We start from the raw sequence: 20,379 nt of genomic DNA, 5'->3' as shown, positions 1-20,379 counted from the left end.
GCCGGCCGTGAATTTCCCGTCATTCATATAGAATCGCAGAATAATTAACGCGAATGGAAACAGCATGCGGCAGCCCGAGCTTCGCCACATCCGTGCGTTCGTCAGCGTCGCGCAGCATCTGCACTTCTCGCGGGCGGCCGAGGCGCTCGGCATCGCCGCGCCCTCGCTGACGAAGCTGATCCAGGAGATGGAGCGGCTCGTCGGGGCGCGGCTCTTTCATCGGACCAAACGCTCCGTCGCGCTGACGGCGGCCGGCACGGCCTACCTCGCCGACGCGCTCGCCGCGCTCGAACACCTGTCCCGCGCCGGCGAGCGGGCTCAGTTCGCCGAGCGCGGCGAGCTGGGCCGCATCGCGGTCGGCTACGTGTTCTCGGCCGTCTATGCCGGCGTGCTGCAGGACGCCATCCGCGAGTTCCGGGCCGCGCAGCCGGGCGTGGAGTTCGAGCTGGAGGAGATCGTCATGGATCAGGTCGGCACGCTGCTTCGCAACGAGACCATCGACGTGGCCTACGTGAGGCCGCCCGTGCGCTATCCGGAGGACGTCGAGGCCGTCACGGTCCATCACGACACGTTCGTCCTCGCCCTGCCCGCCGATTCGCCGCTGGCCGCGCACGACGCCGTCGCGCCCGCGCTGCTGCGCGACGCCTGCTTCGTGCTGCCCGAGCAGGATGCCGGCACGATGGAACTCGCGCGGCGCGGACGCTTCGCCCCGAAGCTCGGCCCGCGTCCGGGCTCGCTCGCGGCCGTGCTCGCGCGCGTCGCGCTCGGCGGCAACGTGGCCGTGGTGCCGCGCACGCTGGCCGACTGCATCGCGCTGCCCGGCGTCGTCTATCGCGCCGTCGCCGGCCGGGCCATTCCGTCCGGCGTGGCGCTCGCCTTTCGCCGCCACGAGCGCGAGCCCGCCGTCCGGGCCTTCCTGCGCCACGTGCGGCAGCGCGGCACGACCGCGTCGGCACCCCTGCCCGCGCCCCTGCCGCCGTCGCTGTCCGCGCGCGCAGGCAAACCGTAAAGCGCATCTGGAACAATCGCACCGGACTCCCAACCCGCGGGCACCGCCGCCGCTCCGACCTCACCGACAAGACAAAGGAATCATGTCCATTGCCTACGACCTGGCCGCGCGGGCCCTGCGTCGCGTGTACGACCGGCGGATCGACTGCGAGGCCGTGCTCGACGCCGACGTCTGGTTTCCGGAAGCCGAACGCTTCGTCCGCGCCTGGCCGCGCATTCGCGACGAGGCGCTCGCCGTCGCCGAAGACCTGCCCCGCATCCCGCGCTTTCACGACATCATGCGCGAGCAGGCCGCCATCTCGGCCAACGACGATCGCGACTGGCGCATGTTCATCATGCAGGCCTACGGCATCCGCTTCGCGCGCAACCTCGCGCGCAGCCCCACGCTCGAAGCGCTCGCCAGGGCGATCCCCGACGTTCTCTCGGTCTCGTTCTCGTTCCTCACGCCGGGCAAGTACATCCCGCCCCATCACGGGCCGTTCCGCGGCATCCTGCGCGGCTACCTCGTCCTCTCGATGCCGCGCCGCGCCGACGGCGCGCCGGCCGCCGTGCTCAAGGTCGACGGGCGCGAATACCGGCTCGCCGAAGGCCAGTTCATGCTCTGGGACGACACCTACGAGCACGCGGTCTGGAACGAGAGCGACGAGGTGCGCATCGTGCTCCTGCTCGACATCCGGCGCCGCGGCCTGCCCTGGCATCTGCGCCTGCTCTCGTCGGCCATCATCGGGCTCGTGCGCCTCGGCGTGCGGCTGCGCGGCATCGAACTGCTGACCTGATCCGGACGCGGCGCGCGCGGCACCGCCGGGGTCCGCGCGCGTCGTCCGCTCAAAGCTCGCGCACGGGCGAGCCGTCGAGCCAGGCGCGGATCGATTCGACGATCTGCGGATACGCCTCGCGATAGGTGTTTTCGGTCACGTAGCCGATGTGCGGCGTCGCGAGCACGTTGGGCAGGAAGCGGAACGGATGGCCCGGCGGCAGCGGCTCCACGTCGAAAACGTCGAGCGCCGCGCCGCCGATGCGGCGCCGCTCGAGCGCCCCGATCAACGCGCGCTCGGACACGATGGGCCCGCGCGACGTGTTGACGAGGTACGCCGTCGGCTTCATCAGCTCCAGCTCGCGCTCGCCGACGAGGCCGCGCGTGCGCTCGCCGAGCTTCAGATGAACGGTGAGCACGTCGGCCTCGCGAAAGAGCGCGTCCTTCTCGACGCGCCGCACGCCGACTTCGGCGGCGCGTCCGGCACTGAGATTCTGGCTCCATGCCACCACGCGCATGCCGAACGCGAGGCCGATGCGCGCGACGTCGGCGCCGATGCGGCCGAGCCCGAGCACGCCGAGCGTCTTGCCGTACACGTCGACGCCGACGCCGGTCTGCCAGCCGCCCGCGCGCACGGACGCGGACTCGCCGTGCAGGTTGCGCGTCGCGCCGAGGATGAGCGCCCAGGTCAGCGCCGCCGTCGCGCCCGGATCGCCGCCCTGCGTGCCCGACACGACGATGCCGCGGGCCTTCGCCGCCGGCAGGTCGACGGCGGCGTTCCACATGCCCACGGTGACGATCAGCTTCAAGCGCGGCAGACGCGCGAGCAGCGCCGCGTCGAAGCGGGTCCGCTCGCGCATCAGCACGACGACGTCGAACGGTTCGAGCCGGGCGGCGAGCGCGTCGGGGTCGGCCACGTGATCGTGGAAGAACACCGGGTTGGCCCGGGGCGCGAGGCTCGCCCAGTCCGCGAGCGAGTGGGCGACGTGCTGGTAGTCGTCGAGAACGGCGATATGGACGGTGTCGGTCATCGACATGCGTGAGGCTCCTGTTGGGTCTGTGTGGTGTCTTTCGTGTGGCGGCGTGCGATTCGTGGCGTGCGATTCGAATTTCGAATCGGCCGGAAGGCGGGTCCGGCACAAGCGGTGCCCCGCCCCCGGGTTCAGCGCTTCGTCGCCGGCAGGTCGATGCCGGGGAAGATGCGGATCACGGCCGAGTCGTCCTCGCCGCCGTGACCGGCCGACGAGGCCATCGAGAACATCTGGTGCGCGGCCGCCGAGAGCGGCAGCGGAAACTTCGAAGCGCGCGCGGTATCGAGCACGAGCCCGAGATCCTTGACAAAGATGTCGACGGCCGAGAGCGGCGTGTAATCGCCCTCAAGAATGTGCGGCACGCGGTTCTCGAACATCCACGAGTTGCCCGCGCTGTGCGTGATGACGTCGTAGAGCACGCCGGGATCGACGCCCTCGCGCAGCCCGAGCGCCATCGCCTCCGCCGCGGCCGCGATGTGCACGCCCGCGAGCAACTGGTTGATGATCTTCACCTTCGAGCCCACGCCGTGCTCCGCGCCGAGCCGGTAGACCTTGCCCGAGATGGCCGCGAGCACGTCCTCGCAGGCGGCATAGGCCGCGGCGGGGCCCGAGGTCATCATCGTCATTTCGCCCGAGGCGGCGCGCGCGGCGCCGCCCGAAACGGGCGCGTCGAGCATCAGGAGGCCCGCGGCCTCGACGCGCCGGCCCAGCTCGCGCGCGAACGCCGGCGCCACCGTGGCGCTCGCGATCACGACGCCGCCGCGCGGCATCGCGGCCACGGCGCCGTCGTCGCCGAACAGCACGGCCTCGGTCTGCGCCGCGTTGACGACGAGCGTGAGCAGCACCTCGCACTGCGCGCCCAGCGCTTTCGGGCTCGCGCATGCCACGCCGCCTTCGGCGGCGAACGCATCGAGCACGTCGCGACGCAGATCGCAGGCATGCACGCGAAAGCCCGCGCGCAACAGCGAGCGGGCGACGCCCAGCCCCATTGCGCCGAGACCGATGACCCCGACATTTCTCGACATACGTTGTTCTCCAGGTTGAAAGCGGCTGTCTCCCGCCGCCGCGTATCGACACGCGCAGCGAACGCGCAAGCGAAACGCACGAAAAGCGCCCACAGGCGCGCGAGCCTGGCCGGCTCGCAACGGCTATTGTGCCGCCAGTCCCGACGATGGCGCCCGGAAAACGGCGAAAAAGGAACACCGCGAGAAAACGAACGGAGTGGGCGCCGCACGCCGCGCGGGCGCACTCCATGCGAAATGCGGGCGCCGACATGCAGGCGCCGGACCGGAGACGTCTACCCGCCGGCCTGGCGCTGCGCGGAAGAGGCGGGCGACGGCCCGGCATCGGGCTGCGCGCGGTGCGCCGCCGGCGAACGCCTGACCGCGAGGATCGACAGCCCGCCCACGATGCCGAGCACGCCGAGCACCGCGAACGCCAGCGAGAAGCTGCCGCCGATCTCCTCGAGCCGCCCCACCATCACCGGCCCCACGAAGCCGCCGAACAGGTTGCCGATGCCGCCCGTGAACGCGATGGCGGGAATCGCCCATTCCTGCGGCAGGATGTCGGTCGTCAGCGCCGAGATGAGCGGCAGCGTCATGAACATGAAAAAGCCGATCAGCGTGAACGCGGCCACCTCGACCGTCACCGAATGCGCGCCCGCGCGCGAGCCGAGATAGAGCAGCACGCCGACGCACAGGAGCGGCAGCCCGGCATGGAAACGCCGCTCGCGGAAGCGGTCCGAACTCCACGACACGCAGACAATGCCGGCGATGCTCGCCAGATACGGCAGCGCGCTCAACAGCCCGATGTGCCCGATGTCGGCCGTGCTGATCGCCTTCAGCGCGCTCGGCAGCCACAGCGTGAAGCCGTAATTGACCATGTTGATCAGCGAGAACGCGACGAGCAGCAGCCACACGGCCGGCTGACGGAACATGCCGCGCCAGTCCGACGACGCGCGCACCGACGCGAACTCGGCCTGCTCCGATGCGAGCCGTTTCTCGAGGTAGTCGCGATCCTCGGGCGCAAGCCACGACGCCTGGGCGATGCCGCGCGGAATCGCGCGCCACCAGACCGCAGCCCAGACCCAGGCCGGCAGGCCTTCGAGCATCAGCATGACGTGCCAGTTCGTGTAGGTCAGCACGACGCCCGAGATCGGTCCCGAAAGCAGCGCGCCGAACGGCAGGCTCAGGTTCCAGAGGCCGAACGCGCGCCCGCGCTCCGCGCGCAAAAACCATTGCGAAAGCAGCAGCGAAAGCGAGGTCCAGACCGGCCCTTCGCAGAGGCCCAGCATGAAGCGCATCGCGGCGAGCTGCTCGAAGGTCCGGGCCAGCCCGCTCAGCATTGCGAACAGCCCCCAGCCGAGCAGCGACCAGAAAATCAGGCGCTTCGCGCCGAGGCGCGGCGCGAGAAAACCGGCCGCGAGAAAGCTGATCAGGTAGCCCCAGAAAAAGACGCCGGCCGCGAGCCCGCTCTGCGAGGGCGACAGGCCGAGGTCTTTCGAGAGGCTCGGCAGCGCCATACCGATGTTGACGCGATCGAAATACGCGATCGTGTAGAGCAGGAACACGACCGGCATGATTCTCAGCCAGCGGACCCAGGTGGTGGTGGAGGCCTGTGAGTCGCGTGAAGTGCGGGACATCGTCGGCGCCTCCTTCAACGGGACGCGACGACGCGGCAACCCGCGACGTGCGCATGCATGGACGAGGCCGCGCGACGGCGCGCCCAGGACGAATCGGGCATCGTGCTGTCTCCTTGTTCGAATGATGGGGCGACGTGGCGGCCATCGCGTCATGCCGCGCGCGATGGTCGTTGACACGGACCGCTCTTTCGAAAAAGAATATCATGACTACGTAGTCTTTAATTTCGCTACGTATCGGTAATTACCCGAACCGTTGTGTTGACTACGTAGTTAAACAAGACGAATACCCGAAAAACGACCGGCGCATCCGGCCCAGGCGGGAAGGGTTTCCCTTGCCGCGATTCCGGCACGCGTTCCGGCTTCAGGAGCGAAACATGGCACCCCAGATCAGGAAGCTTCACCCGCACTTCGCGGCCGAAATGACAGGCATCGATTTGAAGAGCACCTTCGACAGGGAGACGCTCGACAGCCTCCGCGCGGCCATGGACGCGTACGGCGTCCTCGTCGTTCGCGACCAGGTGCTCGACAACGACGAGCAGCTCGCGTTCGCGCAGCGCTTCGACGGCGTGCTGCATACGAAGACCTCGGTCGCCGTGCTCGGCAAGAACCGCTTCGGCAACGAGGCGCTGACCGACATCTCGAACGTCGGCGCGAACGGCGAGATCCTGCCCGACGCCGACCGACGCCGCATGAGCACGGTCAGCAACCGGCTCTGGCACACCGACGCGTCGTTCGAGAATCCGCCGGGACGCTACTCGATGCTCTCGGCGCGCGTCGTGCCGCCCGTGCGCGCCGACACCGAGTTCGCCGACATGCGCACCGCCTACGACACGCTCGACGACGAGACAAAGGCCGCCGTCGAGGGGCTGCGCGTTCATCATTCGATCGCGTACTCGCGGCAGGTGCTCGGCTTCGAGTTCTCGGAAGAGGAAAAAGCCCGGCTCAAGGGCGCCGAGCAGCCGCTCGTGCAGGTCAATCCGCGCACGGGCCGGCGCGCGCTCTATCTCGCTTCGCATGCCGAACGGATCGTCGGCTGGCCGTTGCCGGAAGGCCGCCTGCTGCTGCACGACCTGATGCAGCACGCCACGCGTGCGCAGTTCGTCTATCAGCACGCGTGGCGGGAGCACGACTTCGTCATCTGGGACAACCTCGCGACGATGCATCGCGCGCGCCCGTTCGACGACCGCAAGTACCGCCGCGAGCTGTGCCGCACGACCACGCTCGACCTGCCGCTGCCGGCCTGAGCGGCCCGGGCGGCGAGCGGCAAGCCCGCGCGGAGTTCGGCGCCTGAGCGGCCAGGATAGAATCGCGGGCGGCACGCCTGTGCCCATCCGCGCCCGCGCCGCCCGCATGAAACGCATGAAACGGCCGGCACCCGAAGCGAGCGCGGACGGACCCGAACGGAGACCCGACCCGATGACGTTTCGACCGCGCGCCGTCTTTCGCCGCCGCGCGCCGGCCGCGCGATGAAGCCTCGCCGCGACGGCGAGCGCGCCGCCAGCGTGACGAGCCACGACGTCGCGAAAGTCGCCGGCGTTTCGCAGAGCACCGTCTCGCGCGTGCTGCGCGACGACCCGCGCGTGAGCGGCGAGGCCCGCGAGCGCGTGCTGCGCGCGCTCGCGCAAACCGGCTACACCGTCAACGCGGCGGCGCGCGCGTTCCGCACGAACCGCACCGGCGCCATCGGCGTGGTGGTCGCGCGCCTGTCCAATCCCGTCTATCCCGCGCTGCTCGAACTGATCGGCGCGCGGCTCACGGGCCTGAACCAGCGGATGACGGTCTGGAACGCCGAGCACGGCGGCGACCTGCAGGCGAGCCAGGCGATCCGCCAGGGCGCCGTCGACGGCGTCATCCTGACCGCGACGACGGCCGAATCGGCGTTCGTGCGCGAGGTCGCCTCGTCGCGCGTGCCGGTCGTGCTCGTCAACCGCACGGTCGAGAACTACCCCGCGGACCAGGTGTCGAGCGACAACCTCGACGGCGGACGACGCGCCGCCGAATACCTCGTCAAATGCGGACGCCGCCGCATCGCGCTGATCGGCGGCACGCAGCAGGCGAGCACGATACGCGAACGCGAACGCGGTTTTCGCGCCGCGCTCGCCGAAGCAGGCATCGAACTGCGTCCGTCCTGGTATCAGCCCACGCAGAGCTTCTCCCATGCGAGCGGCCACGAAGCCGTCTCACGCCTGCTCGAACTCGCGTCGCCGCCCGACGCCGTGTTCTGCGTGAACGACGTGCTCGCGCTCGGCGCGATCGACGGCGCGCGTTCGGCCGGCATGCGCGTGCCGTCCGACCTCTGGGTAATCGGCTACGACGACATCGAGCCCGCGTCGTGGGACGCCTACGACCTCACGACCGTGCGCCAGCCGCTCGGCGAAATGGTCGCAAGCGCGATCGACCTGCTGCTCGCACGCATCGCGGACCCCGCGCGCGCGCTCGAATCGCGCTGCTTCAGAAACGAGCTCGTGATCCGGCGGTCGACGGCCCGCGAACCCTGGCCCCGGCCCGATAACGCGAACGACGACGACGGCCGATAAGCGCCCGCGACGAAACACGGCAAACGCCCGGACGAACGTGCACGATGAACGACGCGACGAACAACGCGACAAGCGGCACGTGAACGCACGGACAAGCGCCGGATAAAAAAATCCCCGCCACGGGGGGCGGGGATGAATGCCGGGTCGCCATTCGGGGTGGGCGAGCCCAAGCCAGCGATTCCCTGTATAGCCATAACCGTGCCAGCAACGCACACTTCGCCGCACGACGCCGGCACAAGGCTCGCCGGCCGTTCGCCCGTCGTTCGATATCGTTTCCTCCGTTACGTCACGCCGTAACAGGGCTCTCCGTTACGGGAACACGGCCCGTCGACACGCGAGGTTACCCACAGAATCTGTTTCCAAGTCTGTGGACAACCTGCCGAAAAAGCACGCAAGCCATTGAATCGGAAAGCCCCGCCAGGCGCGACGCAAACCTGCGCAGCCGATGCGCGCGCGAGCGCCGGACGCCGTAGCAACTTATTACACCCGGGCATCGCGGCCTTCCTATAATCGGCCTACCGATTTTCGAAGGAAGGCTGAATGAGAAAAACGTTTCTATCCATGACGGCAGCCGGCGCGCTCGCGAGCGCCGTGCTCGGCGGATGCGCGGTCTACGGTCCGCCGCCGCCTCCGCAACCCGCCTACGGTTACGCACCGGGTTATGCGCCGGCACCCGCCTATGCGCCCGCGCCAACGGTATCGGTCACGCTCGGCTGGCACGGCGACCGCTATTGGGACGGGCACCGCTACTGGTCGCGTCACGACTGGGAAGCGCGTCATCCCGATCATGATCACGATCGCGACCACGATCACTGGAATCAGCCGTAAGTCTCAATCGACCGGGAAAGCGGAGCCGCGCGTCGTGGCGCGCGCGGGCGACGCGGCGTCTGCCCAGCATGTGCCGTTTTCCCCGTGCCGCGAATTCGCGGCGCCCGGACTTCAGGGCGCCGCGTCCCAGAGCGCTTTCCCATCCATGCCGTCCGTCGGCAGCCCAAGGAAGTCCAGCACCGTCGGCGCGACGTCGACGAGACCCGTCGCGCGCGCGAGCGTTTTCGCCTCGAGCCGCTCGTGCTCGACGACGAGAAACGGCCGCATCTCGTCGTCCCCCCATCCGCCATGCTCGCCGTGCCCGGCAACCTTCGTCTTGCCCGGCTCCGCCACGGTCCAGCGCGCGCCGCGCACGCCGTAGCGGTTCACGCTGTCGCTTTGGCCCATGTTGACGGCCGCCACGATGCCGTCCTCGGGAAAGAGCCCGCGTTCGCGCAGAACATCCGCGGTCTCGACCGCATCCACCCACGTTTCCTCGCGCAGCCTGTCGAGCACGCGTTCGAGCGCGGGCCGGCCCGCCGGCGTCGCGTAGAGCAACGCCGCCGTCCCCTGCCCGGCCACCGCGACGTCCCCGCTCCCGACGAGCGAAGCGAGCCCCTGCTCGCCGAGCCACGCATCCAGATCGATGCAACCGGCGATCGTCTCCTGCCCGTGGTCCGAGCCCGCAATCAGCAGCACGTCCTCGCCCGCGGCCCGCAGCTCGCGCACGGCGTTCGACACCTCGGCCACGCAGCGGTCGGCGTGGCGCAGCGCATCGAGATGCGCGGGCGAGCCGAGCGGCGCGCCGTGCAGCGTCGCGTCGGGATGCGCGAGCCACAGGATCGCCACCGCCGGCCGGCGCACGGCCAGCACTTCCGTGCAGAAGCGCTGCGTCATCGCCCAGTCGCCAGCGAAGTCCTGCGCCACGTCGAGCGCATCCCCGGCGCCGACGGCGACGCCGCCGGGCCCGTACGATCCGGCGCGATGGTAGACGTAGCCGAAGTGCTCCGGATCGAGAAAATAGGCCGCGCCCGGCGACACGTTCGAAAACGCGACGAACCCGTTCGGCCCCGGCACGCGCTCAGCCAGCGTCGGCACGCGCAGCGTCCCGCCGGTCGCGCGCCGCATGTGCTCGCGGAAATCCGGACGGCCCACGTCGCGCACGACGATGCGCCCCGCCTCGGGCAGCCCCATCCGGTTACCGTGTAGCCCGTGTCGCCCCGGATAGCAGCCGGTCGCGATCGACGCCGCGGACACGCGCGTCACCGAGGGAAACACGCCGCGATGCGCCGCGCACCAGAGCCCCGTATTCGACAGCGCGTGCAGCGTCGGCGTCGCTTCGGGATCGATCCAGTCGCGCGCCAGCGCATCGCAGCACACCATGACGACCCGTCGCCCGCGCCCCGGTTCACGCATCGGTTCGCGACTCGTCATCGGCCGCTCCGTTCAGCCGAAAGCGCGATCTCGAACGCATCGAAGTTGCGCAGTTCGCGACCCGCGAACGTGTCGTCCAGCGCGAAATTCGCGATCAGCGGCACCGGCTGCTCGTGCAGGCTGCCGTGCGAGCGCAGCGGGCGATCGAGGCCGGACAGGTCGTGCTCGGCCACGCGCGTGCCGAGCACGTGATGCTCGCCGGCCAGCACCACGAGGTCGCCGATGCGGTCGACGGGCAGTTCGAGCCGCGCGGCCGCCTGACGGCGATCGAGCACGGCGTCCACGCCGGGCAGCGCGGCGATGAAGCGGCGCGCGGCCTCGAGCGCGGCCTCCGGCAGATAGACCATCGCGAAACCGCCGAGCGCGCCGTGATGACGGACGTACGGATCGGTGATCGGCAACACGACGCGCGCGTGCGCGGCCGCCATCGCATCGTCGAGCAGGTCCGCGAGATAGACGACGTTGGGCCGGCCGAGCGTGTCGGCCTTCGCGCCCATCCCATGGTCGGCGGTCAGCACGATGCGAGCGCCGAGCGCGTCCATGTCCGCGAGATAGCGGTCGAGCATCGCGACGAACGCATCGGCGTCGGCTTCGCCGGGACCGTATTTGTGCTGCACGTAGTCCGTCGTCGAGAGATAGACGAAGCCCGGCTGCCAGCGCTCGACGATGCGTTGCCCGGCGAAGAACACGGCCTCGCTGGCCGCCGCGCTGTAGATCGAGGGCGCCTCGGCGGGCATGAAGTCCTTCACGGCTGCGCCCGCGGTCTCGACGGCAAAGCACAGGACCGACTCGCCTTCCGGCATGCCGTGCCCCAGCATGCGCCGCAGCTTGTCCTTGGCCGTCACGGCCGCGACCCGCACGCCGGCCTGCGCGAGCGCCGCGAGCACGGTCGGCACGCGCAGGAACGACGGGTCGTTCATCATCACCTCGGCGCCGGCGGCTTCGTCGTAGAAGTAGTTGCCGCCGATGCCGTGCACGGCCGGCGCCACGCCGGTGATGATCGACACGTTGTTCGGGTTCGTGTAGCTCGGCATGGCCGAGCGCGCCGCGTACAACCATCCGCGCGCGCGCAGCGACTGCAAGAACGGCGCGCAGCCGGCGGCGAAGGCCGCGTCGAGATAGCGGCGATCGAGCCCGTCCACGCAGGCGACCACGGTGGGCTGCGCCGGCAGCGCATAGCGGCGGCCATTGACTTCGACGGTACTGACTGTTTCTTTCATGCGGATCCTGTCCTTTGCTTTGCTTTGCTTTATTTCGGCAGCAGCGCCTGCACCTGTGCGGCCATCGACGCGAGCACGCTGTCGGGGTCGCCCGCGTGCTGGCCGCTCACGACGAGTTCGAGCTGGTCCTTGATGACGTCGATGATCTTGAGTCCGTTCGACCCCGGGAACGCATACCAGCCGGACGCGTAGGCCTGCTCCTTCACCGCGACGGCGAAGTTCGGATTCGCGCGGTAGAAGTCGGTCAAAAGCGGACCGGCCTTCTCGTCGGGCGGGAAATAACCGGTGAGCCGCGCGACCTCGGCCGCCTGCTGCGGCTGCGTCGCGAAGCTGACGAAGCGCCACGCGGCCTGCTGCTTCGCCGGGTCCTTCGCCGTGATCATCAGCCCGTTGCCGCCCGACGGCAGCCGCGAGACGCCGGGCGTCAGGTCCGGATACGTGCCGACCTCGATCGGAAAGCGGCCGGCCGTGATCTTCTGGATCGTCGCGAGCTGCGCCGTGGAGGTCGCGAAGATGCCGAGGCCACCCGAGGCGAACTGCTGGCGGGCCGCCGAATGGTCCAGGTACGGCATGCCGGCCTCCTTCACGAGCCGCGCGAGCAGGCCGATGGCCCACTGCCCTTCCTTGCCGTCGAAGGCGACCTTGCGCTCGCTCGCGTCGAGCATCGTGCCGCCGCGGCTGAAGACGAGCGACTGCCACATCCAGTTGCCGGTTTCGTCCCACGCGTAGAAAAGGCCGTTCGTGCCCGAGCCCAGGGCGTTGATGCGTTTGGCGAGATCGATCACGCCGTCCCAGGTGGTCGGCAGATGCGCCGGGTCGCCGCCCGCGCGCTTCACGAGGTCCACGTTGTAGTAGAGCACCGGCAGCGAGATCGCGAGCGGCAGCGCGTAGACGCGGCCCTTCACCTCGCCGGCCGCCAGCATCGCGGGATTGAAGCCGTGCGAGGCGAACCCCTTGTCCGCCGCGATGAACGGATCGAGCGGCACCGCGTCGCCCTCGTCGGAAATCGCGCGAACGCTGTTGAGCCCCTGCACCACGACGTCCGGCTGCGTGCCGGCCACCGATTCGCGCAGCACCGTCTGCAGCACCTCCTCGTATTCCGGCGCGGGCGCGCTGTAGACGATGCGGATGTCCGGGTTGGCCGCCATGAAGCGCCGCGCGAGTTCCTCCATCGCCGGGCGAAACAGGTCGGGAAACGCGTACAGCACCGTCAGTTCGGTCTGCGCGGCGTAGGCCGGGCGCGCGCCCACGCCGGCCAGCGAGGCGACGGCGAAGCCGGCCAGCGCGGCCATCTGCTTGAGATGGGTTCTGCGTGCATTCACTTTGCTGCTCCTGTGGTGAGTCCCGTAGCGGGTCCTGCGGTGGTCCTGCAATAGGCCGCGCCCGATGCGCGTGCCGGTCGTCGATTCAGCCCTTGAGCCCCGTCAGCGCGATGCCCTCGATGAAGCGCCGCTGCGCGAGCAGGAACGCCAGCACGAGCGGCGCGATGACGATCGTCGCGGCGGCCATCAGCGCGCCGTAGTCGGTGCCCGCCTCCTCGTTGCGGAAGAACGCGATGCCGAGCGGCGGCGTCAGCTTGTCGGGGGACGAAAGCACGATCTGCGGCCAGAAGAACTCGTTCCAGTGCGTACTCACCGAGAAAATGCCGAACGCGGTCACGGCCGGCAGCGAGACCGGCAGCATGAGCCGGAACACGATCGCGAATTCGCCGAAGCCGTCGAGCCGCGCGGCGTCGATCAGCTCGTCGGGAATCGTCTGGAAATACTGGCGCATCAGGTAGATGCCGAACGCGGAGACCGCGTAGGGCAAGGCCATCGCCCAGTACGTGTCGAGGATGCCGAGCCGCTGCGCGATCATGAACTGCGGAATCGCCACGGCCTGCGGCGGCAGCATCAGGCAGAACAGCACGGCGCCGAACAGCAGCCGGCGCCCACGAAACGGCACCTTCGCCAGCACGTAGGCGCAGGGCAGCGCGATCGCCAGTTGCAGCGCGAAGATCAGCGCGACGACGAGCACGCCGTTGGCGAGATAGCGCAGCATCGGCACGTTCTCGAACACCGTGGCGAAGTTCTGCCAGCCGGCGAAATGCTGCGGCAGCAGATGCAGGTCGCGGCTGAAAATCTCGTTCGCGGGCTTCATCGCCGTCGCCACCATCCAGACGAACGGGACGATCGAGACGAGCCCGCTCAGGCTCAGCAACGCGTGGCGCGCAATCGAGCCGGCCAGCCGGCGCGGCGCTCTGGTCGGCCTCATGCGGCGCTCCTGTCGGCGGAAAAACGGAACCGGACGAGCGTGAGCGCGCCGACGAGCGCGAGGAACACGACGGCGATCGCCGCGCCGCGTCCGGTGCGGAAGAATTCGAACGCCTCGCTGAACATCGTGAAGAGCAGCACCTCGGTCGATTTCTGCGGGCCGCCGCCCGTGATCACGTAGACGATCTCGAATAGCTGGAACGAGCGGATGACGGAGATCACCACGACGAACGCCGTGATCGGCCGCAGGAGCGGCCACGTGACGAGCCAGAAGCGGTCCCACGCGCTCGCGGCCCCGTCGATGACGGCGGCCTCGCGGTATTGCGACGGGATGCCGGTCAGGCCCGTCAGGAACAACACCATGTTGAAGCCGGCCGACTGCCAGACCCCGATCAGCGCGAGCGAGAGCAGCGCGGTCTTCGGGTCCTGCAGCCAGCGCGGCCCGGCAATGCCGATCTTCGCGAGCAGCAGGTTCACGAGCCCGAGGTTCGGGTCCAGCATGAACTCCCACACGACGGCAATGGCGATGGTCGCGGCCATCACGGGCAGAAAGTGGACGGTCCGGTAGAACGAGCGCAGCGCCGGACGCGCGTCGATCAGCAGCGCGAGGCCCAGGCCGAGCAGCGTAGAGACCGGCACGACGAACGCCGAATAGAGCAGCGTATTCGCGAACGAATGGCGAAACACCGGGTCGCCCGCCAGCGCGACGAAGTTGTGCACGCCGACGAACGCGAAGCCCGGCGCGCCGAGCCGATAGTCGGTGAACGCGAGCACGACGACGATGACGAGCGGCAGGACCAGCGTCGCGAGGCCGAGCAGCACGGCAGGGCCGGCGAACAGCGCGACGAGCGGCGCGCGCGACGGCGCCGGCCGGGCCGGAATCCCTCCGCTCACGAGACGCTCAGCCATGCACGACCCGCATCGCGACGCCAGGCGCGCGGCCGACGCTCTGCCCGTGCTCGTCGAAGACGACGGCCTGCGCGCAATCGGCCGTCACGCCGACCGGTTCGCCGCGCTGCCAGCCCGAGCCCCGCGCGCCGGCCACGCGCACGACGAGCCGCGCCGGCGAGGCGCCGTCCTCCGCATCGACGAGAACGTGAACGAGCGTATCGGCGCCCAGATATTCGACGTTGGCGATGCGCGCCGGCAACGCGTTGGGACTGTCGGCGCCGACGAGATGCAGATGCTCGCTGCGCAACCCGAGCGTCAGCGCCGCGCCGTCGGGCACGGCCGGCACGATCGGCCAGACCGCCGCGCCGGCGACGCGCACGCCGCCCGCCGCCGAATCGGCGCGCGCGGGCACGAGGCCGATGCCGGGCGTGCCGATCGTCCTCGCGACCTCGATGGAGGCGGGCCTCGCATACAGCTCGGCCGGCGTGCCGGTCTGCAGGATGCGGCCCGCGCGCATCACCGCGATGCGGTCGGCCATCGTCATCGCCTCGACCTGGTCGTGCGTGACGTAAAGCGTGGCGACGCCGAGCCGCCGATGCAGATCGACGATTTCACCGCGCATGCTCGCGCGCAATTCGGCGTCGAGGTTCGACAGCGGTTCGTCGTAGAGGAACACGGCGGGACGGCGCACGATCGCCCGCCCCAGCGCAACGCGCTGGCGCTGGCCGCCCGAGAGCGCCCCGGGCTTGCGTTCGAGCAGCGCGCCGATGCCGAGCATCGCGGCCACTTCGCTCACGCTCGCGTCGATGCGCGCGCGCCGCTCGCGGCTCGCCGTCGACGCGCGCCAGAGCAACGGCAACCGCTCCCAGGCGCGGAGCTGCCGCATGGCAAGCGGCGTCGCGATGTTCTGGCGAATCGTCAGGTGCGGATACAGCGCGTAGTTCTGGAACACCATCGCGACGTCGCGATCCGCCGGACCGAGCGCGCCGACGTCGCGATCGCCGATGCGGATCGCCCCGGCGTCGGGCCAGTCGAGCCCGGCGACGAGCCGCAGCAGCGTGGACTTGCCGCAACCGCTCGGCCCCACGAGCGCGACGAACTCGCCATCGCCGACCGCGAGATCGAGATGGTCCGCCGCGACGTGCGTGCCGTAACGCCGGACGACGCCTTCGAGTCGAATGCCGGCCATGCGCTCACCTCTGCGTGCGGGCAAGCCGCGGCAGACTATCCGTCGTCGAAGTGGGAAAACCGCCCATCGCACCTCTCCAGTCCCATTTGAGACCCAAAAGGTACAGATGGGAAATGACTCTTTTGTGACGCCATCAACCCAATTGTGCCGGGCGCCGCGCGGTGTTACCTTCCGGGCTGTCGGACTATCGGACCATCGGCCCGCCGCGCGGGTACGAACCGGGCACGAACGAGAACAACGCAATGGAGAGGACCGCATGAAACGTCGAAACGACGACGCGCACGCAGACGAGCTGCAATCGGCCGACGTCCAGGTCATGGCCCGGATCTGCTGGGCGTACTTCAGGGAGGGGCAGACGCAGGAGGCGATCGCGCAGCGGCTCGGCTGGACGCGCAAGCGCGTGAACCGCCTGCTGAACGACGCGCGCACGAGCGGCCTCGTGCAGATCACCATCAACAGCCCGATCGGCGCTTACGTCGAGCTCGAAACGAAGCTCGCGCAAACCTACGGATTGCGCCGCGCGATCGTCGTGCCGACGCCCGCCGACACCGCCGACGTGCGGCCGACCGTCGGCGCGGCGGCGGGACAGTACGTGTCCGAACAACTCAAGGAAGACGCCTCGCTCGGCATCACCTGGGGCGGGACGATCAACGCGGCGGCGCAGAACGTGCTGCGCCGCCAGGGCATGCGCAATACCGTCGTGCTGATGTGCGGCGGCCTCGCGAAAAGCACCCGCATCAATCCCTACGACAACGCCGCCATCTTCGCGCGGATGCTCGACGCTACCTGCTACTACATGACCGCGCCGATGTACGCGGAAACAGCCGCGCTGCGCGACGCGCTCGTCAACAGCGAGCCCGTGCGCAGCGTGCTCGACATGGCGCGGCGCGTGGACATGGCGCTGCTGAGCGCGACCGATCTGTCGGAGCAGTCCAAGATGCTCGAATACGGCGTGATTTCGCGCGACACGTGGCAGTCCCTGCGCGATGCGGGCGCGACCGGCGACATCTGCGGACACTATCTCGACGCCGACGGCCGGCCGGTCGCCCATCCGATCGTGCCGCGCACGATCAACCCGACGCTCGACGACCTGCGCGCGATTCCCGAGCGCATCCTGGCGGCGGGCGGGCTGCAGAAGATCGCGATCATCCGCAGCGCCATCCGCGCGGGACTCGCCCACGTGCTGATCACCGACGACGCTACGGCCAGCGCGCTGCTGTGAAGCACTCCGGCAGGCGCGGTCCGCTCAGGAGTAGCGCCCTTCCTGCCGCCTCAGCCACGCCGTGGCGATCGCCGCGAAAGGCAGCGTCAGCGCCAGCAGAATCCAGACGAGCACGTAGACGGACTGCACGCCGTCGTTCTGCAGATTCACGTACAGCTTGACGGGCACGCCCTGCGGAAAATACGAGAACACGGCGGCAATGCCGAACTCGCCGATCATGCGCACCCAGGTCACGATACCGCCCGTCACGAGATCGCGGAACGCGAGCGGGAGCGTGATGAGCCAGAACATCCGCCACGCCGTGCAGCCGAGGTCCTGCGCTGCCTCCTCCAGCACGGGCGGCACGTGCTCGAAGGCCGTGCGCGCCGACAGGACGAAATAGGCGAGGCCGCCGTAGACCTGCGCCAGCACGAACGACGCCGCGTTGTTGTCGAGCGAGACGCCGGCGCGCCCGAGCGCATCGCCGATCGTGCTGTAGGGACCGTAGGCCGAAACGAGCAGGATGCCCGTCGCGAGCGAGGGCGTCAGCAGCGAGAAGAGCGCGAGCGTCTCGACGGCCCGCCCGGACCACGACCGGGTCCGGGCGAGCCAGACCGAGAGCGGCGTGCCGGCCAGCACGATGAGCAGCATCGCCCAGACGCTCAGCGTCACCGAAACGTAGACCGAGTGCCAGTCGCCGTAGGCGGGCCGGAATCCCGCCAGACGGGTCTGCTGGATCAGGGCGAGGAACGGGATCGCGAAGAGCGCGAGCGCGGGCCCGAGCGCGGCCCAGCGCGCCGCGCGAACGGTCAGGCGACGACGACCCGGACGGCTGGCGCCCATGTCACTTGTCGTAGAGCGGATCGCCCTTGGGCACCCCGTAGCCGCGCTGCCTGAAAAGCGCCTGGCCTTGCGGGCTCAGCATGTAGTCGACGAACCGCGCGGCCGCCTGCGGGTTGGGCGCGTTCTTGAGCACGGCCGCATAGAAGACGAGCGGCTCCGGATGCAGCGTGCGCACCTTGCCGGACGGATCGGTCAAATCGAACGACACCGTGTCGTACCAGTTCGACGCGTCGGCGGGATTGCTCAGGTTGATCTCGTCGGGCAGCTCGACGTAGGGCAGCTTCGCGGAGATGACGGCGCTCTCGTAGCCCGACGACGCGTCGACCTGCCCGGCTTCGAGCCGCGTCAGCAGGCCGCCCTCGGCAAACACCTGCTGCGGGTTCAGCGTGTCGCCGAGAATCTTCTTCTCGAGGTCCGGCTGGTTGTAGTACTTCTGCGCGAGCATCAGCGAGAAGATGATGTTCTGCCCTTGCGGATCGCTCTGCGGATCGGTCCGGCCGAAGCGCAAGCCCGGCGTCTGCAGCACCTGCCACCACGGCGTGCCGCCCGGCTTGCCGCTTGCCGCGAGCTGGGCCGCGAAGCGGCTCTTCGGGTTGAACGCGATCACCATGCTCGTGCTGGCCACCGGCACGGCGCGATCGATCAGGTTCGCGTCCTTCAGAATCTGCATCGGCCCCGGCGTGATCGAGACGAACACGTCGGCCACGATCTTCTTCGACGCGAGCAGACGCGCCATGCCGTAAGCGCCCTCGCCCTGCCCTTCGTAGCGCACGTGCGCCTCTTCGGCAAAGGCCGGGCCCAGCGCGTGGTCCATGACGACGCCCATCGAGCCGGCATACGTCACCCGCAGCACGGGATCGGCCTCCACGCGCGGAGCGGCGAGCATCGACATCAGCGCGGCGGCGGCGGCAAAAACTTTCAGGCGGGAAAGTGCAGTCATCGTATCGTGTGGTGATCGAGAGGGAGATGAAGGGTAACGGGCAAAGCGTTCGCCGCCCCGAAGGGCGGCGAACGCTCGGTCGACCGGAACCCGCGTCGCGAACCCGGCCGGAAACCGGGCTCAGGAGCGCAGCTTAAAACGACGTTCAGAAGCGATGCCGGAACCCGACCCGGACGGCGAGCTGGCTCGACGCGCCGCTGCCGGAGTCGCCGATGAAGCTCGTGCTCGCCCCGATTTCGGCCTGCACCGGCACCACGGCGCCGTTCACGACGTTGCTGCCCGCCGCCTTCTGGTAGACGACGAGCAAGTATACGTCGGTCTGCTTCGAGAGCGCATAGTCGAAGTCGCTGTTGATCTGATTCCACTTGCCGTTGAAGCCGCCGCTCATGTCCGAGAACGTGTAGCCGAGGCCGACGCTCGAGGCCGTCGTCATCTGGTACTTCGCGCCGATTTCGTAGTTGTTCAGCGTCGAGGTCTCGCTGACGAGCGGCGTGAGCCGGGTGTGCGTCCAGTTTCCCCACACCGTCGCGTCGCCGATCCGGTAGCGGCTGCCGATGCCGAACGTGGACAGGTCACGGAGCCCGCCCGTGTTGACGTTCGCGACGCTGACGCTGAACGCAGGCGAAGCGGCGTTCGGGTAGCGGATGCTGGTATAGGCCGTGCCGAGGCCGAACGAACCGTTCTCGTAGTTGACCCCGAAGCTGTAGGTGCTCGACGAGCCCTGCTTCGTCGTGCCCGCGGTGGTGGTGGTCGGCGTCCCGGCGAAGTCGCCAGCCTCGTTCGAGAAGCCGTACAGCGCGCCGAACGTAAAGCCGTCGAAGTTCGCGCTGTCGAACTTCACCGAGTTGTTGATGCGGGAGGACGTGAGCTGATCGAGGTCGTTGATGTGGAAGGCGTAATTGCCGACGACGGTCTGATTGCCCATCGTATATTTGTTGCCGATGTATTCGGTCGAAAGCGCGTATTGCCGCCCGAACGACAGCATGCCGATGCCGCGTTTGGACAGGCCCACGAACGCCTCCCGCCCGAACAGCGCGCCGCCCTGCCCGAGCGTGCCGTTGCCCGAACTGAATCCGCTTTCGAGGGCGAAGACCGTTTTCAGCCCGCCGCCGAGATCCTCCGCGCCGCGGATGCCCCAACGGCTGCCCTGCGCGACCCCGTCGCCGTATTCGACCAGACTGCCGTGGCCGCCGCCCGCCGTCGCGGCGTGATTGACGTAGGTGATCCCCGAATCGATGATGCCGTAGAGCGTCACGCTGCTCTGCGCATGCGCCGCGCTGGCCGCGCAGCCGAGCGCGGCCATGCCTATCCACTTCTTCATTAGTTATCCTGTTTATATGCGAGAAAAAATTCGGGCGAATGAGCTCGTGTGGGCCACCCGGCCTCGCCCCTCGTTATGAATGCGTGAATATATCGATGGGAACGAGGCCGGTAAAGGCCACTGTTGCGCCAAACCCGCTGTTTTAGATAACAGTCCGATCCATAAGCGAGATGTACAGTTTCGGCCTTCGTTTCATGCGGGGGCAACTGTAAGGATCGGAGAAGAGGACGACGCCGGCCGGCTGCTTTTCGTTCTGTTTTGTGCCGTTTCGTTCTTTGCCGTTCAAATGCGAACGGCCGGTCTTGCGACC

At 68.9% G+C, this 20,379-nt stretch carries 18 protein-coding genes and 1 pseudogene; 6 read left to right on the top strand and 13 right to left on the bottom strand.

Annotated elements, in window-relative coordinates; translation table 11 throughout:
* Positions 1-64 precede the first annotated feature (64 nt).
* Together CY652_RS08100 and CY652_RS08095 are read left to right on the top strand one after the other, a co-directional pair.
* Positions 65-1,009 (top strand): LysR family transcriptional regulator, encoded by a 945-nt coding sequence (locus CY652_RS08100; RefSeq protein ID WP_102130201.1) that lies wholly within the window; start codon positions 65-67, stop codon positions 1,007-1,009.
* An 82-nt stretch (positions 1,010-1,091) separates the two neighbouring features.
* The gene (locus tag CY652_RS08095; protein ID WP_102130200.1) at positions 1,092-1,784 is read left to right on the top strand and encodes an aspartyl/asparaginyl beta-hydroxylase domain-containing protein; all 693 of its coding nucleotides are present in this window, start codon (positions 1,092-1,094) and stop codon (positions 1,782-1,784) included.
* 49 nt (positions 1,785-1,833) lie between these two features.
* Here CY652_RS08095 and CY652_RS08090 read toward each other — a convergent pair whose 3' ends face one another.
* The 3 genes from CY652_RS08090 to CY652_RS08080 all read right to left on the bottom strand — a co-directional run bounded on the left by CY652_RS08090 (position 1,834) and on the right by CY652_RS08080 (position 5,434).
* Positions 1,834-2,799 (bottom strand): D-2-hydroxyacid dehydrogenase family protein, encoded by a 966-nt coding sequence (locus CY652_RS08090; protein ID WP_219723714.1) that lies wholly within the window; start codon positions 2,797-2,799, stop codon positions 1,834-1,836.
* A 125-nt stretch (positions 2,800-2,924) separates the two neighbouring features.
* Complete coding sequence (ltnD, locus tag CY652_RS08085) at positions 2,925-3,911, bottom strand: L-threonate dehydrogenase (RefSeq protein WP_258002231.1); 987 nt, start codon at positions 3,909-3,911, stop codon at positions 2,925-2,927.
* A gap of 179 nt (positions 3,912-4,090) precedes the next feature.
* A complete protein-coding gene (locus CY652_RS08080; RefSeq protein ID WP_180970475.1) occupies positions 4,091-5,434 on the bottom strand; it encodes an MFS transporter in 1,344 nt (447 codons plus the stop codon).
* Positions 5,435-5,808: 374 nt separating this feature from the next.
* Between CY652_RS08080 and CY652_RS08075 the strand changes: the two genes are divergently transcribed.
* The 3 genes from CY652_RS08075 (at position 5,809) to CY652_RS08065 (ending at position 8,799) form a co-directional block, all read left to right on the top strand.
* A complete protein-coding gene (locus tag CY652_RS08075; protein WP_102130197.1) occupies positions 5,809-6,678 on the top strand; it encodes a TauD/TfdA dioxygenase family protein in 870 nt (289 codons plus the stop codon).
* A gap of 222 nt (positions 6,679-6,900) precedes the next feature.
* Complete coding sequence (locus tag CY652_RS08070) at positions 6,901-7,971, top strand: LacI family DNA-binding transcriptional regulator (RefSeq protein ID WP_102130196.1); 1,071 nt, start codon at positions 6,901-6,903, stop codon at positions 7,969-7,971.
* A 540-nt stretch (positions 7,972-8,511) separates the two neighbouring features.
* On the top strand, positions 8,512-8,799 hold the full coding sequence (locus CY652_RS08065) for a hypothetical protein (RefSeq protein ID WP_146010046.1): 288 nt from the start codon (positions 8,512-8,514) through the stop codon (positions 8,797-8,799).
* A gap of 111 nt (positions 8,800-8,910) precedes the next feature.
* Here CY652_RS08065 and CY652_RS08060 read toward each other — a convergent pair whose 3' ends face one another.
* The 7 genes and pseudogenes from CY652_RS08060 to CY652_RS25085 form a co-directional block, all read right to left on the bottom strand.
* Positions 8,911-10,212 (bottom strand): alkaline phosphatase family protein, encoded by a 1,302-nt coding sequence (locus CY652_RS08060; protein WP_102130194.1) that lies wholly within the window; start codon positions 10,210-10,212, stop codon positions 8,911-8,913.
* Positions 10,209-11,432 carry a phosphonoacetate hydrolase gene (gene phnA, locus CY652_RS08055; protein ID WP_102130193.1) on the bottom strand — a complete coding sequence of 408 codons (1,224 nt, stop codon included), beginning with the start codon at positions 11,430-11,432 and terminating at the stop codon, positions 10,209-10,211. Before phnA ends, CY652_RS08060 begins: the two co-directional genes overlap by 4 nt.
* Positions 11,433-11,461: 29 nt before the next feature.
* Positions 11,462-12,754, bottom strand: coding sequence for an ABC transporter substrate-binding protein (locus CY652_RS08050; protein ID WP_219723713.1), 1,293 nt, complete (start codon positions 12,752-12,754; stop codon positions 11,462-11,464).
* Between the two features lie 85 nt (positions 12,755-12,839).
* The gene (locus CY652_RS08045) at positions 12,840-13,685 is read right to left on the bottom strand and encodes a carbohydrate ABC transporter permease (RefSeq protein WP_102130191.1); all 846 of its coding nucleotides are present in this window, start codon (positions 13,683-13,685) and stop codon (positions 12,840-12,842) included.
* A complete protein-coding gene (locus tag CY652_RS08040; RefSeq protein ID WP_102130190.1) occupies positions 13,682-14,593 on the bottom strand; it encodes a carbohydrate ABC transporter permease in 912 nt (303 codons plus the stop codon). Before CY652_RS08040 ends, CY652_RS08045 begins: the two co-directional genes overlap by 4 nt.
* Positions 14,586-15,092, bottom strand: coding sequence for a TOBE domain-containing protein (locus CY652_RS25090; RefSeq protein WP_374703638.1), 507 nt, complete (start codon positions 15,090-15,092; stop codon positions 14,586-14,588). The genes CY652_RS08040 and CY652_RS25090 overlap by 8 nt, the downstream gene beginning before the upstream one ends.
* Positions 15,093-15,287: 195 nt before the next feature.
* A pseudogene (locus tag CY652_RS25085) lies at positions 15,288-15,680 on the bottom strand (ATP-binding cassette domain-containing protein); the annotation flags it as partial.
* A 340-nt stretch (positions 15,681-16,020) separates the two neighbouring features.
* Here CY652_RS25085 and CY652_RS08030 point away from each other — a divergent pair.
* Positions 16,021-16,986: a sugar-binding transcriptional regulator gene (locus tag CY652_RS08030; protein ID WP_102130188.1), complete on the top strand. Its 966-nt coding sequence runs from the start codon at positions 16,021-16,023 to the stop codon at positions 16,984-16,986.
* 24 nt (positions 16,987-17,010) lie between these two features.
* Here the strand turns inward: CY652_RS08030 and CY652_RS08025 are convergent, their stop codons facing one another.
* The 3 genes from CY652_RS08025 to CY652_RS08015 all read right to left on the bottom strand — a co-directional run bounded on the left by CY652_RS08025 (position 17,011) and on the right by CY652_RS08015 (position 20,069).
* Positions 17,011-17,808: a molybdate ABC transporter permease subunit gene (locus CY652_RS08025; protein ID WP_102130187.1), complete on the bottom strand. Its 798-nt coding sequence runs from the start codon at positions 17,806-17,808 to the stop codon at positions 17,011-17,013.
* Position 17,809: 1 nt separating this feature from the next.
* Positions 17,810-18,748, bottom strand: a complete 939-nt coding sequence (locus CY652_RS08020; protein ID WP_102130186.1) for an extracellular solute-binding protein — start codon at positions 18,746-18,748, stop codon at positions 17,810-17,812.
* Positions 18,749-18,893: 145 nt separating this feature from the next.
* Positions 18,894-20,069, bottom strand: coding sequence for a porin (locus CY652_RS08015; protein ID WP_102130185.1), 1,176 nt, complete (start codon positions 20,067-20,069; stop codon positions 18,894-18,896).
* Positions 20,070-20,379 lie beyond the last annotated feature (310 nt).

The sequence above is a fragment of the Burkholderia sp. WAC0059 genome, from assembly GCF_002870125.1.
GTDB lineage: Bacteria > Pseudomonadota > Gammaproteobacteria > Burkholderiales > Burkholderiaceae > Paraburkholderia.
Note: the sequence above shows the minus strand (reverse complement) of the source record. Positions and strands in the feature narration are given on the sequence as shown.